Genomic DNA, 13220 nt, shown 5'->3' on the forward strand with positions numbered 1-13220 from the left:
GATGAAGCCGCTCGACCCGAAGCTCCTGCGGCACGCGGGCGCCGCGCGGCGCTACGTGCTGCTCACCGCGGGCCTGGGGCTCGGGATGGTCGCGCTCACGGTCCTGCAAGCGCGGGGGCTGGCCCGGCTGCTGGGGCATGCACGCGAGGTGGCCGGGGGCCATGGAAGGCTCCTGCTCTGGCTCGGCGGCGTGTGGCTGCTGCGCGCGGCCCTGGCGGGGCTCCAGGAATGGACGGGGAAGCGGAGCGCGCACCGGGTCATCGCGCAGCTGCGGGAAGGACTGCTCACGCGGCTGGCGTCCGGCTCGGAGGGGGGGCGCGCTTCGGCGGGCGGGGTGGCGCAGGTGGAGCTCGCGACCCGTGGGCTGGACGCGCTCCAGCCCTATCTCGAAGGCTACGTACCGCAGCTGCTGCTCACGGCGCTCGCGACACCGGCCCTGCTCGTCTGCGTGTGGCGCGCGGATCCGGTCTCCGCGGCCTTGATGGCGGGCTCGCTGCCGCTCATCCCGCTCTTCATGGTCCTGGTGGGCCGCTTCACGCGCGAGGCCACGGCGCGGCAGCTCGCGAGCATGCAGCAGCTGAGCGCGCGGGTGCTGGACCTCATCACCGGGCTCGCCACGCTCCGGGCACTCGGCCGGCAGCGCGGCGCCGCGGCCCAGGTCCTGCGGCTGAGTGAGGCGCACGCGCGCACCACGCTCCAGGCGCTGCGGCGGGCCTTCCTCTCCAGCTTCGTGCTCGAGCTGATCGCCACGCTCTCCATCGCCAGCGTGGCGGTGGGGATTGGCCTGCGGCTGCTCGAAGGGGCGATGCCGCTGGAGACGGGCCTCTTCGTGCTGCTGATCGCGCCAGAGGTCTATGCGCCGCTGCGCCAGGTGGGCGCGCTCTTCCACGCGTCCGCGGAGGGAGCCGAGGCGGCGGCGCAGGCCATCGCGCGGCTCGAAGCCCCCCAGCCCGCACACGGCACGCTCGCCGCGCCACCGCTCACCTCCGGGACGCTGGAGCTGCGGGACGTCTCGGTCGCCACGCGCGACGTCGGGCGCCGCGCACCGGAGGGGCTCTCGTTCGTGCTGCCGTTGGGGCAGGGACGCATCCTCGGGTTGCGAGGGGAGAGCGGCGCGGGCAAGAGCACGGCCCTGGCGGTGGTGCTCGGGCTCCTGCCGCCCACGTGCGGTGGCGTCTTCCTGCGGCCCGAAGGCGCGGCGGCGCTCGCGCTCGGGTCGCTCGACCTGACGACGTACTGGGCCCAGCTCGCGTGGCTGCCTCAGCGGCTCCACCTGGAGCCTGGCACGGTGCGCGAGAGCGTCTGTCGGGGGCGCGTGATTCCGGCCTCCGCCCTTTCGGCCGCCGCGGAGGCCACCGGCTTCGATGTCGTCGCCGCGCGGCTGCCCGAAGGCTGGGACACGCGCTTGGGGCGTGACGGGCAGGGCCTCTCGCTGGGGCAGCGGCAGCGGCTGGCGCTCACCCGGATCCTCGCGGGCGACGAGCGGCTGCTGCTGCTCGACGAGCCCACGGCGCATCTGGATGAGGCCTCCGAGCAGCGCGTCCTCGAAGCGCTGAAGCAGCGCGCCCGGCAGGGGACGACCCTCCTCCTGGTCAGCCACCGCGCGCGGACGCTGGCCATCGCGGACGACGTCCTCACGCTCCACTCGCACGCGGCATCCCTGGACACCCTCGCGGAGGCCGCATGAGCCACCATCCCTTGCGCCAGGTGCTGCCGGAACTCGGGCTGCGTCCCCGCACGGTGGGCTTCGCGGTCGCGCTCGGGACGGCCTCGCTCTTCGCCTCGACGGCGCTGGGCGCGTTGTCCGCGTGGCTGATCGCGCGCGCCGCCGAGATGCCGCCGGTGCTCGACCTCACGCTCGCCATCGTCGGCGTGCGGGCCCTGGGGCTTTCTCGCGCGGGCCTCCGCTACGCCCACCGGCTCGTCGCGCACGAACTGGCCCTGGGGGGCGTGGCGCGGCTGAGGGCCAGGCTGGTGGACGCGCTCGCGCGGGGGCCGCTTCCCCGGGTCCTCGGCCTCAAGCGCGGAGACCTCGTCGCGAGGCTCGGCGGTGACGTGGACGCGGTGGGCGAGGCGGTCATCCGCTCGCTCGTGCCCATGGCCATCGCGGCCGGTGTCGGCGTGGGCAGCGTCGCGCTGCTCGCCTTCTTCCTCCCGGCGGCGGCCGGGGCCCTGGCCGTGAGCCTGGCCGTCGCGGGGGGCGTGGCGCCCTGGATGAATGCGCGCGCGCTGGCCCTCGCGGAGAAGGCATCGTCGGCGACCCGGTCGCATCAGCTGTCCACCGCCCTGGAGCTGCTCGAGGGCGCGGCGGAGTGGAGGGTTTCGGGGCGAGCGCCGGTCTTGCTTGGAGTCCTGCGCGAGGATGACCTTCGCCTGGAGCGCCTCTGCGCGCGGGCCGCTCGCTGGACCGCCGCCGCGACCTTCCTGCTGCATGGCGCGTGGAGCGCGAGCGTAGGGGCGGCGCTCGTCCTCGGCTTCGCGGCGCTCGAACGCGGAGCGCTCTCCCAGGTGGAGCTCTGTGTCGTCGTGCTCGTGCCGCTCGGGGCGTTCGAGGCCCTCCAGTCCATGCCCGCGGCGCTGACCCAGTTGCTGCGCTCGACCGAGGCGGCCCTGCGGCTGCTTCCGTTCCTCGAGACGCCCGAGGCGGAGACTCCGGCCGCCGCGCTTCCATCTCCCGTGCTGGGGGGCCACCTGCGCGCGGAGGGGCTCGCGTGCGGCTGGCCGGGCCGGAGCGCCGCCGTCTCGGGCATCGACCTCACCGTGCTGCAGGGCAGGTCGCTCGCCCTCACCGGGCCCAGCGGGAGCGGGAAGACGACGCTGCTGCTCAGCCTCGCGGGGCACCTCCCTCCGAAGGAGGGGAGGGTGATGCTCGGCGGGGTCCCGCTCGAGGACGTGAGCGAGCAGCGTCGAGTGGAGCTGCTGCACTGCTCGACCGAGGATGCGCACCTCTTCGACACCACCCTGCGAGAGAACCTCCGGGTCGTGCGCGCGACGCTCACCGACGACGAGGCCATCGCGGCGCTGCGCAAGGCGGGCCTGGGGGAATGGTACGCGCGGCAGCCGCGGGGGCTCGACACGCCCCTGGGCCGCGGAGGCGAGGCCATCTCGGGAGGCGAGAGGCGGCGTGTCCTCCTCGCGCGCGCCTGGCTCTCGGAGGCCCCCTGGCTCCTGCTCGATGAGCCCACCGAGCATCTCGATCCGCGCACCGCGGCCCGTGTGATGCGAGACCTCGACGGGATGAAGGCACATGGGCGCGGCCTGGTGGTCGTCACGCATGACGCGGACGTGGCGCGCGCGCTGGACAGCGTCCATGCACTCGCGCCGGCCTGACGCCCCCCGGTAGCCACGGCTTGGCGCGTGCCGGATGACGGGGCCGCGTTCGAGGAGGCCCGCCTGTGCCTCATCCGGCGCTACCTCGAGCTCAAGGGCAAGCGGGACCTCGCCCCGGAGCTCTCCGCCCGGTGTCCGGGCTCCGCCAACGCCACGTCCCGGCCCGGTCCGTGACGCCTGTGCCTCCTGCCCGCGTCCTCAGCGCGGGGCCGGTGTCCTGGAGGCGGGCACCTTCACCGTCATCAGGTCGTTCGCATCGGCGGGGTCGAGGAACTCGGTCTTCCCGTCCTCGCTGTTGATGACGCCCACCGTGAGGTACGTGTCGGTGAACTGCACGAGCAGGAAGGTGTGCATGTCGGAGGAGCCGCTCAGGAACACGGGGATGTCCGTCTCTGGCACCTGGGTCCTGTAGCCATGCTTCTCATGGATGTGGCCGGCGAAGACGGCCACCACGTTCTGCCCTTCGATGGCCTTCAGGAACTCCGGTTCGTCCTGCTTCATGTGCTCCCCATAGTCATGCAGGTTGAGGATGATCTTGCGGCCCGCGGCTGTCGCAGCGGCCAGGTCCTTCTTCAGCCAGTCGATGGACGATGAAGTCCCGGGCGTTTGCCGCCGCGCCGTTGTCCCCGGGCGTGAGGTAGTAGGGCGGCTCGAGCCACCAGCCATCCCCCAGGTTGTTGGCGTAGTCGTGATTGCCCAGGCCGATGAAGAGCGGCCAGCGCAGGGTGCCCGGCAGCGTGTAGTAGCGCTCGAAGAGGTCCACCTGCCAGTCGAACCAGTACGCCGTCAGGTCCCCGTTGATGATGACGCCCCGGGGCTTCTGGATGGGCGCTCCACCCCCTGGATGTCCGGCCTGGAGGGCCACACCCCGGGGGGGCCCGGCTGGAGCGGATTGGACGCGCGTTGGATGTCATTCATTGCCCGGACCTGGTCGCTGTTGGCGCGTTTGGAGTTGCGCTTCGTGCACTTGTCGTCGTCACAGGGCGGCGTGTCCTTCCACCAGGGGAACTGGGGGTCGGAGGCGATGATCATCGTGAACGCGTTGAGGTCCGACACCGGAGGCACGGGCTTGGTGAAGCTCGGCGTCGCGCAGGTGGGCGGGACCGTGCCCGCGCCCCGGCCATAGGAGTCCTTCGGGATGATGTGCGCGTCCTTGCGGCACAGCGCGCCGTCGTCCTTGTAGCCGTCCGGGCAGTCTGCCCAGCAGACCGGGCCCACGCCCTTGAAGTCTTCCTTGCACCGCTCGTAACAGAGCCCAGCCTCGTAGTGCTTCCCGCGGTTGCAGGTCGTCTCCACGTTGCGAGGCTCTTCGTCCGCGCCGGAGCGGACCGGCCCCCCCACCACGCACAGCATCGCGAGCAGCAGCCACGCGCTCTTCATGTCACGTCCCCCTCTTGGGGTCCCGTGCACCGGGACCTGGATGAGACGTCGACAAGGCAATTCAGGCGCGAACCCGCTGCTCACGGCGGTCCGGAGTGTTTCGTAGGGCCGGTGCCGCGCGCCGTGCTCCCGTTGCGTACGCACCGGACGCGACACGCGTCGCATCCGCACGCAGTCGAGTACGGCCCCGCCGGCTCCGCGGCTACAGCGGGAAGCCCATCGCCTTGAAGGTATCGATTCGCTCCAAGACCGTTCCCTGGGGCTTGCTGCCGCACATCTGATGCGTCTCGAGCAGGTTTTCGAGCACCCGCGCGCCGTCGCGGTGGAAGTCCGCCGGGCGGGCCTGGAAGAGCGGCCAGATGACCGCGAGCGCTTCCTCCGCCAGCGTGAGCGACGCTTCGGTCTGATCAGACCAGCTCAGTTCACGGCTGTATTCGTTCAGGCGCAGGGGCAGGGTAGGGGCGTGCGTGTCCGGATCTTCCGCCGCGAGCTGGCGACCAATGGCCACCGCCTCAGCCCTGAACTTGCACTGCCTCCGCTCCAGGTCGTGCAGTTCCGTCGCCAGGATTGAGGGTGTTGGCGTACGTGAAGGGAGCAGGAGGGGTGAGAGCGATTCTGGAGCAGCTGGGGTTGCCCACGGCGAGTGCGCACCTGGCCCCTGCGCGCGGGCCGCCCCAGAGCGCGGGGTGTTGAATCTCAAGCCGCCACAGCCAGCGAAGAGAGCCAAGCCCCTGCTCATGCTCGGGGCTGGACCGCACTGTCTCGTTCACATTGACAGGTTCCGCGGCCCGCCCTCGCGCTTCAGCCATACAGCTCGCTCAGCGGTCCCGGCGCGATGCGCGTGCTGCCCTCCTGCCCGAAGGTGTTGAAGTCCGCGTCTCCGAACGCGTGGCCGAGCGTGTTGAAGAGGTTGGAGACCTGCCGGTTCCGGGGCGCGTCGTACTTCGGGTACACGACCGTGCGCCCGTCGGTCTTCAGGCCCAGCGCGTTGCCGCCCACCACGAGCTTCGGCCACTCACGCGAGGTGGAGTGGTGCTGCTCGCCGTTGTCGGACATGAAGACGATCGCCGTGTGATCCAGCATCGAGCCGCTCGCGCCGACCTCGGGCGTGGCGGCCAGCGTCCTCGCCAGGTTCGCCACCAGCTGCACGTGGCGGCGGGTGACCTCGGCGACGCGCTCCCAGTTCTGCCCCGCATCCAGGCCATGCTGCAAGCTGTGTCGCGGGACGTCGCTCACGTCCGGGCCGTAGGCCACGTCGAAGCCCGAGGTGCCCGTCGCCAGCACGACCGTGTTCGTCAGCCCGCCCAGGAGGGCCGCCGTGGCGATCTGGAACTGCGCCTCGAACCACTTCAGCGAGTCGGGCGGTGAGCCCGCGCCGGTGAGGAGCGGGTTGTCCTTCGGCGCCAGCGGCAGGTAGGGCCGCACGCGGTCCGCCATGCCCGCGAGCTGATCCTCCCGCGTGCGCAGCGACTCGAGCGAGGAGAGGTAGCGCTCCAGTTTCAGCCGCTCGTTGGAGTTGCCCTTGAACTCCGCCAGCGCCTTGCGCGAGTCGGCCAGCGCGAAGTCGAAGAGCATCTTGCGATCGCGCCCATTCGTCGAGCCGCCGAGCAGCGAGCCGAAGGTGCTGTCGAACGCGAGCGACGGGTTGACGATGATGCCCGCGGGCTTGCGGGGTCCGAGCGCGCAGGTTTCGTACACGATCGACACGCGCGCGGAGCTGGTGCCCAGGCGCAGCACGTCGAACGGTGCACCCCGGCGCAGGCGAGGTGCGATCACCGCGTCGAAGGTCGCGCCCGCGCCGTTCACCGCGCAGCTCAGCCCGCCCGTCCCGCTGGAGTGCCCGCCGCCCGCGATGAGGTTCGAGAGCCCCAGCAGCACGGCGGAGCGGTTCACCAGGTCGAGGTTGCCGGAAGACGCCGCCAGCGGCCCGAGACTGATCGCGCTGGCGAGATTGTCGCCCTCACGCACCAGCGGCGTGTCCTTGTACGCGTCCCAGAAGAGGCGGTCGGAGGTGTTGGCGCGTCCCCCCAGCGCCGCGCGGGTGCCCGTGCTCAGGAGCGCGCGGGGGTAGACGCCATTGCACTCGAGGACCAGCACCACGCGCGCCGGCAACGCTGACGACTGGGCGTAGACGTCGTGGAAGTAGGGCGCGAAGAGGCCGGCGGCCATGCCCTTCAGGACGGTTCGTCGCGAGAACATGGCAGTCACTCTCCAGCCTGCGGCACACGCCGCGTCTTCCAGGTGTCGCTTGTCATCAGCGTGGTCAGCATCTTGGAGAACGAGCCGTTGTTCTGATCATACGCCTGCTCCATCTGCGTCAGCGTGCAGGCGTCGCTCACGTTCTCCGGGCGTCCCATGAAGTAGCGGAAGGCCTGTCGCACGAAGCAGCGTTTCACGTGCCGCGAGGTCGCCAGGCGCTCGCTCAACTCCACCGCGTCGCGCACCGGACCGTCCAGCGCGGGGTCCGGCATCGACGTGAGCGTCGAGCTTCCGTCCGGCGTGGTCCAGCCTCCGCTGGGCGAGTGATCCCGCGCGCGCAGGAAGCCCGCGTGGTTGTAGATCTCGAAGGGCAGGCCGAGCGGTTCCATCAGACGGTGACAGCCCTGACACTGCGATCCGGCGGTCGCCTCCTGCAGGCGGCGGCGCGCGTTCTTGTCGGCGGCGTGAGCGCCGACCTGGGCTGCCACCTGCACGCTGCTGAGCGGCGGGACGAAGCCGCACAGGAGGTTCTCGCGCACCCACTTGCCGCGGTGGACGATGGAGGGATCGTCCTCGAAATTGCCGCCGTGCGCGGCCAGCCACACCGGGTGGGTCAGCACCCCCGCGCGCTCCGTGGCAGGCAGCGTCTTCCAGCGGCCCGCGACGGTCGCCGGGAGGATCTCGCTGACGTTGTAGGGGTGCGAGAGGCCCTTATGCGAGTCGTATGCCGCGTTCTGCATGGACGGCACGTAGAAGGTGCGCGTGGTGAGCAGGTTCGCCAGCACGTCCTGATCCTCGACCACCACCCGCGCGATCAGATCGTCGAACTGCTGGATGAAGGTCGGCTCCAGCGGATGGAAGTTGGTGAGCAGGTTGTCGTACGAGACCGAGCTGATGTAGCCGAGCCCCTCGAGTTCGAAGCGCGAGGTCGCCGCCGGGGACTCCTTGAACACCGCGGACACGTGCCCGTAGCCGAGCCACTCGCGGAAGAAGCCCGCGACGCCGTCACCCAGCCAGTACTGCCCGCGCTTGGAGCGCTGCTCCTCGTTGTAGTCCTGCACCAGATCGAAGCGCGGTGTCCCGTTCTGGTTGGCGTCGACGCCGCCCAGGTGCTTCTTGATCAGGGCGGTGGTCGTCGCATCCTGCGTGAGCGAGCCATCCTTCGCGGCAATGGCCACGTCCGCCAGATGCCCCTCGAGGGGCGCGGAGTAGTACGGCCACACGAAGCTCGGCGTGGCCGAGGGCGCGCGCCCTGCCAGCGCGTAGGCCAGCTGCGAGCCCAGCTCGAGGCTGGTCAGTTCCACGCGACCGTCGGCCGGATCGCCGCCCATCTCGCGGCGGAACATGGCGCCGGTCATCATCCATGCGGCGTTGGAGATCCGCGAGATGGAGTCCGCGCGGGTCTGCGGGGAGTAGCTCGGTTCCTGCGCGATGACCGAGGTCGCGAAGGCGGTGATGCGGGTGAGCTCATCCTCGGTGGGCGGGCGGAAGAAGACGCCGAACTCGAGCATCTGGCCGAGGTGGAAGCGCTTGCAGGTGTCGCTCGGGTTCGCGTCGTTGAACATGCAGCTGAAGCGGCTGTTGGTGAAGACACGCTCCATCCGGTTGCCGTCCGGGTAGTTCATCGTCCACGGCGAGGCGGCCGCGCCGACCACCGGCAGGAAGAGCTCCACCGTGGCCTCGTCCAGCGTCTCGTCCGTGGCCCAGGAGCTGTACTGCTCGATGGCGCTGGGATCGAGCGGGTTGTCGTAGAAGCTGAACCCGGTCCAGCTGCGCTCGACCGAACCACCGACGTTGCGGGTGAACTCGCGCCGGTTCATTCGGCGGATGCGCGTCGGCGCATCCGAGCGCACGCCTTCGGTGCAGGTGAAGAGCGTGGACTGTTCGAGCAGGTTGGGCTCGGGCACGACGGTCACGGGCGGCCCGTCCGTGCCACTGCAGAGGGGCATCCCCTCCTTGATCCAGGTCTCGAGCGCGGTGCGCTCGGCCGAGCTCGCGCGCTCATGCGGGGCTGGCGGCATCGGAGACGCGTCGTCGCGCATGCGGCTGAGCGCGCGCTGGGCGTTGCTGAGCTTCCCATCCATCGCCGAGCTCACCCGCATGTCGTGCAGGGTGCGCAGCGGCATCGTCGCCCCCTGGGTCGGCAGCGCGCCGTGACAGCTGGCGCAGCGATGGGTGAGCACCGACTGCACCACGCACGCGGCGCCCACGTTCGCCCCGGCATCCCCGGGCCCACCGGGATCCACTGGGTTGTTGGGGCCTCCGTCGTTGGTGTTTGGCCCGATGTTGCCCTTGCACGCAACGAGGCTCAACAGTCCGACCAGCAGGAGGACGCGGTTCATCCGGTCAGTCTGGCACGGACGGCGGGTGAACTAGCAAGCGGGTTCCGCCAAACGGGCTCAGCCGGGACTGGCTCCCATCCTGATCGCGTGTGTCCGCTGGAGATGAATGGCTTCTGCGTCGGCCCGGAGTGCGGCTCATGGGCTACCCAGGGACTGCGGCGAACCCTGCGCCGTAAACCTGTTCCAGATAACCGGCTACCGCGCAGATTCCCTTGGTATCGATTATTCGGTGCCAGTACGCTCCGAGCGTGTCTGCGAACGGGAGGCGCATGCGTCAAGCCCACGTGGTGATCCTGACAGCGATCACGCTGGAGTACCAGGAGGCGCTCAAGGTGGAAGACGGCGCTTGGGAGGGAAGCCGCTGGGAGGAAGAGAAGGGACCCAACGAACTCCCGGTGGCGTTCCGGAACTTTCGCGGCAAGGGGGGGAAGCCCCTTCGCGTCGTGGTGGCCCAAGCCGGGGACATGGGAGGGGTCGCGGCGGCGAATGCGTTGTTGCCTCTCGTGGAAGCGTACCGGCCCCGGTGCGTAGCGATGAGCGGTGTCTGTGCGGGACACCCTCGCAAGACAAACCTGGGGGACGTGATCGCCCCGGAGCGGTTGTTCTTCCACGACACGGGCAAGCGAGAGCCCGATGGCGTGAAGCAGGATCTCAAGACGTACAATCTTCCAGACGCCTGGAAAGTGGCGCTCGAGCACTTCGACTTCAAGACGCGCTTCCAGAACCAGGAGTGGTGGACGAAGCGCCCCATCCCCTACGAGTGGCAGGAGAACTGGGTGCTGGCGATGTTGCACCAGGGCGTCTCAGACCCTGCGTCCCATCCCGACTGCGAGGCGTCCTGCCCTCAATGGGAAAAGGTCATCGAGTTGCTCTGGAAATCCAGAGACGTGGAGCGAGGCACGCTCACGCTGACGGAAAAGGGGCGCAAGCGCATCGGGGCCGTGCTGATCAAGCATCGCAACCAACTGCCCGACCTCTCTCCCACAGGGACGATGCTCCCGTTCAAGGTCCACGTCGCGCCGATGGGCAGCGGCAATCAGGTGGTGGAGGACGAAGACATCTGGGACCTCATCACCGAGTCCATGCGCAAGACGCTGGGGTTGGAGATGGAAGCTGCGGCGATTGGGGCGGTAGCCCATGCCCAGAGCGACAAGCACCTCAAGGCCCTGGTGATGAAGGGGGTAATGGACTTCGCCAACCAAGGCCGTGACGACCACTTCAAGCAGTTCGCCGCGCGAGCCTCTGCCGAATGCCTGCTCGCGTTCCTGCGCGAACAGCTCGATGTGGAACTCATCCCCGGGGTTGATGACCTCCTCATCCCAGGAACGAAAGAGCGTCTGCCGGAAGATCCGCCTCCCTCCGCGCTCTTGAATGCGCGTTACGCAGTCGTTCCGTTCCATGAGCGCGGACGCGAGAAAGTCCTCGCGGAGCTGAATCGATGGAGCAGAGAGGGTCCGCCAGTCGCGGCTCGGCTGGTTCACGGGGAGGGAGGAATCGGCAAGACCCGACTGGCCATCGAGTGGATGAGCCGCCTTTCTGAAGAGTGGGTCGTAGGCTTCCTGCCCAAGGATGTACCCGAGAACTGGTTCGAGCGACTCTGGGCGCTCGGCCGACGGGTGATGGTGGTGATCGACTATGCGGAGAGCCGCGCCGATCTGAGTGCATTGCTGATGCGGGTACTGCGCTACGCCCAGCAGCAGGACTCAGGAGCGCATCGCCCCATACGCCTGTTGTTGCTAGCGCGCAGTGCGGGTGACTGGTGGCAGTCGCTGCTCCAGTCCGATGCCACGCTGAAGCAATGGCTCGGCACCCCTTATGAATTGACGCCGCTGGCGACCCAGGTGCCCGAGCGTGAGCTGGTGTTCCACGAGGCGGCAGAAAGGTTCGCGAAAGAGCGCGGCAAGTCATACCGGAGGCGGGACAATCCTTCCCTCACCGATGGGCGCTTCGAACGGGTTCTCTACCTCCACATGGCGGCGCTCGCTGAAGTGGAAGGCTCCGAGTTCGAAGCTCACTCGCTGATGGATGTGGTCCTCGACCATGAGGAGCGCTTCTGGGAGTCGCGAGCCCGGATGGATGATGTGAAACTCTCGTTCCATCGCTCACTGGCGAGACAGGTGGTTGCCGCCGCAACGCTTCGTGGAGGATTTGCGGATCAAGACACGGCCGTACATACCGCCCAGGCTCTCTTCGGCGGTACGCTGTCCGAGGGCTCAATGCTGCTGCTGTGGTTGCTTCATCGCATCTACCAGCGGACTGGCGCAGGGAGTTCGACATTCCTTCCTCCTTTGGAGCCAGACCTTCTCGGAGAAGGCATGGTGCTTCGTACCGCCTCCCCGGACCAGGGAGAGGCTTGTCCACCACCTGATTGGATTGATCGGGTGTTCCCTGCGAATGAAAGTACAGGGGCGGTAGGCATAGGCTTCCAGCTCTTGGGCCGTGCATCTGCCGCGCGACCTGATGTGGTGCGACCCTGGATCGAGCGACTCCTCTCCGCCTCTCTGCACCAGCGCGCGCTCCTCGCTTTACAAGCCGCAAAGGCGGTGGGCTTGCACACCGCATTCTCGGTTCTCGGCGATGCACTGGCTGAACAGCTCGAAGCGCTTGGAAACGAGCGTTTGGCTCTCAAGTTGGAGTCGGCAGGTATCCCTTACCAGACCGTATCGCTTCGCAGAGTCGCTGAATGGGTTGATCGAAAACGCCTGGGAGGGCTAGGTGTCTCTGCTCAGGAGGACACGCTCGCGGAGCGGGCACGGCGTCAAAACAACCTGAGCAACAGGTTGAGCGACATGGGCCAGCGCGCGGAGGCCCTGAAGGCCGCTCAGGAGGCCGTGGCACTTCACCGCATCCTCGCTCAGAGCAACCCCGACGCCTTCCAGCCCGACTTGTCCATGAGCCTTAGCAACCTGGGCGCCAGGTTGAGCGACATGGGCCATCGCGAGGATGCCCTGAATGCCTTTCAGGAGGCCGTGGCACTTCGCCGCGTCCTCGCTCAGAGCAACCCCGACGCCTTCCAGCCCGGCTTGGCCCACAGCCTCAGTAACCTGGGTAACGGCTTGAGCGACATGGGCCAGCGCGAGGAGGCCCTGAAGGCAGCTCAGGAGGCCGTGGCACTTCACCGCATCCTCGCGCAGCGTAACCCTAGCGCCTTCCAGCCCGACTTGGCCATGAGCCTCAACAACCTGTGCGCCCTGTTGAGCGACATGGGCCAGCGCGGGGAGGCCCTGAAGGCCGCTCAGGAGGCCGTGGCACTGTACCGCATCCTCACTCAGGGCAACCCCGACGCCTTCCAGCCCGACTTGGCCATGAGCCTCAACAACCTGGCCTTCATGTTGAGCTCGCTGGACCAGCACGGGGAGGCCCTGAAGGCCGCTCAGGAGGCCGTGGCACTTCACCGCATCCTCGCTCAGCGCAATCCTGGCGCCTTCCAGCCCGACTTGGCCCGCAGCATCAACACCCTGGTCGCCATGTTGAGCGGCATGGGCCAGCGCGAGGAGGCCCTGAAGGCCGCTCAGGAGGCCGTGGCACTGTACCGCGTCCTCGCTCAGCGCAACCCCGACTCTTTCCAGCCAGAATTGGCCAGCAGCATCAACAACCTGGGCATCAACTTGAGCGCGCTGGACCAGAACGAGGAGGCCCTGAAGGCCGCTCAGGAGGCTGTGGCACTGTACCGCGTCCTTGCTCAGCGCAACCCCGACGCCTTCCAGCCCGGCTTGGCCCGCAGCATCAACAACCTGGGCGATAGGCTGAGCGAGCTTGGCCAGCATGAGACAGCACTGAAGCCTTACGAAGAAGCTTTGGACATCATCTGGCCCTTTCTCGAGCAGTTCCCCCTGGCATTCGAGGAACAGGCAGAGATGATGCTCCGGGATCTCATTCGAACGCGTCAGACCCTTCACATTCCTCTTTCTCCTGTGCTCTACGCGAGAGTGGAGAAGTTCGTGCTCCTCACAGGGTCCGATTAGGGGC

Annotated in this window: 10 protein-coding genes; 4 read left to right on the forward strand and 6 right to left on the reverse strand. The window is 68.5% G+C overall.

Features of this window, described 5'->3' with window-relative positions:
• The first annotated feature begins 1 nt into the window (after position 1).
• Genes cydD through GTZ93_RS31980 form a run of 3 tightly spaced genes read left to right on the forward strand, consistent with a single transcriptional unit; the run spans position 2 to position 3504 of the window.
• Positions 2 to 1687 carry a thiol reductant ABC exporter subunit CydD gene (cydD, locus tag GTZ93_RS31970; RefSeq protein ID WP_161663180.1) on the forward strand — a complete coding sequence of 562 codons (1686 nt, stop codon included), beginning with the start codon at positions 2 to 4 and terminating at the stop codon, positions 1685 to 1687.
• The gene (cydC, locus tag GTZ93_RS31975) at positions 1684 to 3330 is read left to right on the forward strand and encodes a thiol reductant ABC exporter subunit CydC (protein ID WP_139918623.1); all 1647 of its coding nucleotides are present in this window, start codon (positions 1684 to 1686) and stop codon (positions 3328 to 3330) included. Before cydD ends, cydC begins: the two co-directional genes overlap by 4 nt.
• 27 nt (positions 3331 to 3357) lie before the next feature.
• Positions 3358 to 3504: a hypothetical protein gene (locus GTZ93_RS31980; RefSeq protein ID WP_161663181.1), complete on the forward strand. Its 147-nt coding sequence runs from the start codon at positions 3358 to 3360 to the stop codon at positions 3502 to 3504.
• A gap of 24 nt (positions 3505 to 3528) precedes the next feature.
• Here GTZ93_RS31980 and GTZ93_RS31985 read toward each other — a convergent pair whose 3' ends face one another.
• From GTZ93_RS31985 to GTZ93_RS32015, 6 genes are all read right to left on the reverse strand, one after another.
• Positions 3529 to 3831, reverse strand: a complete 303-nt coding sequence (locus GTZ93_RS31985; RefSeq protein WP_139918624.1) for a hypothetical protein — start codon at positions 3829 to 3831, stop codon at positions 3529 to 3531.
• Positions 3832 to 3844: 13 nt separating this feature from the next.
• Positions 3845 to 4195, reverse strand: a complete 351-nt coding sequence (locus GTZ93_RS31990) for a hypothetical protein (protein WP_139918625.1) — start codon at positions 4193 to 4195, stop codon at positions 3845 to 3847.
• Complete coding sequence (locus GTZ93_RS31995; RefSeq protein ID WP_139918626.1) at positions 4117 to 4710, reverse strand: hypothetical protein; 594 nt, start codon at positions 4708 to 4710, stop codon at positions 4117 to 4119. The genes GTZ93_RS31990 and GTZ93_RS31995 overlap by 79 nt, the downstream gene beginning before the upstream one ends.
• A 202-nt stretch (positions 4711 to 4912) precedes the next feature.
• On the reverse strand, positions 4913 to 5218 hold the full coding sequence (locus GTZ93_RS32000) for a hypothetical protein (protein ID WP_139918627.1): 306 nt from the start codon (positions 5216 to 5218) through the stop codon (positions 4913 to 4915).
• 293 nt (positions 5219 to 5511) lie between these two features.
• The gene (locus tag GTZ93_RS32010; protein ID WP_139918629.1) at positions 5512 to 6909 is read right to left on the reverse strand and encodes a DUF1552 domain-containing protein; all 1398 of its coding nucleotides are present in this window, start codon (positions 6907 to 6909) and stop codon (positions 5512 to 5514) included.
• A gap of 5 nt (positions 6910 to 6914) precedes the next feature.
• Positions 6915 to 9251 (reverse strand): DUF1588 domain-containing protein, encoded by a 2337-nt coding sequence (locus GTZ93_RS32015; protein ID WP_139918630.1) that lies wholly within the window; start codon positions 9249 to 9251, stop codon positions 6915 to 6917.
• A 269-nt stretch (positions 9252 to 9520) separates the two neighbouring features.
• Between GTZ93_RS32015 and GTZ93_RS32020 the strand changes: the two genes are divergently transcribed.
• Complete coding sequence (locus tag GTZ93_RS32020) at positions 9521 to 13216, forward strand: tetratricopeptide repeat protein (protein WP_167548522.1); 3696 nt, start codon at positions 9521 to 9523, stop codon at positions 13214 to 13216.
• Positions 13217 to 13220: the final 4 nt, after the last annotated feature.

The sequence above is a fragment of the Corallococcus exiguus genome (assembly GCF_009909105.1).
Taxonomy (GTDB): domain Bacteria; phylum Myxococcota; class Myxococcia; order Myxococcales; family Myxococcaceae; genus Corallococcus; species Corallococcus exiguus.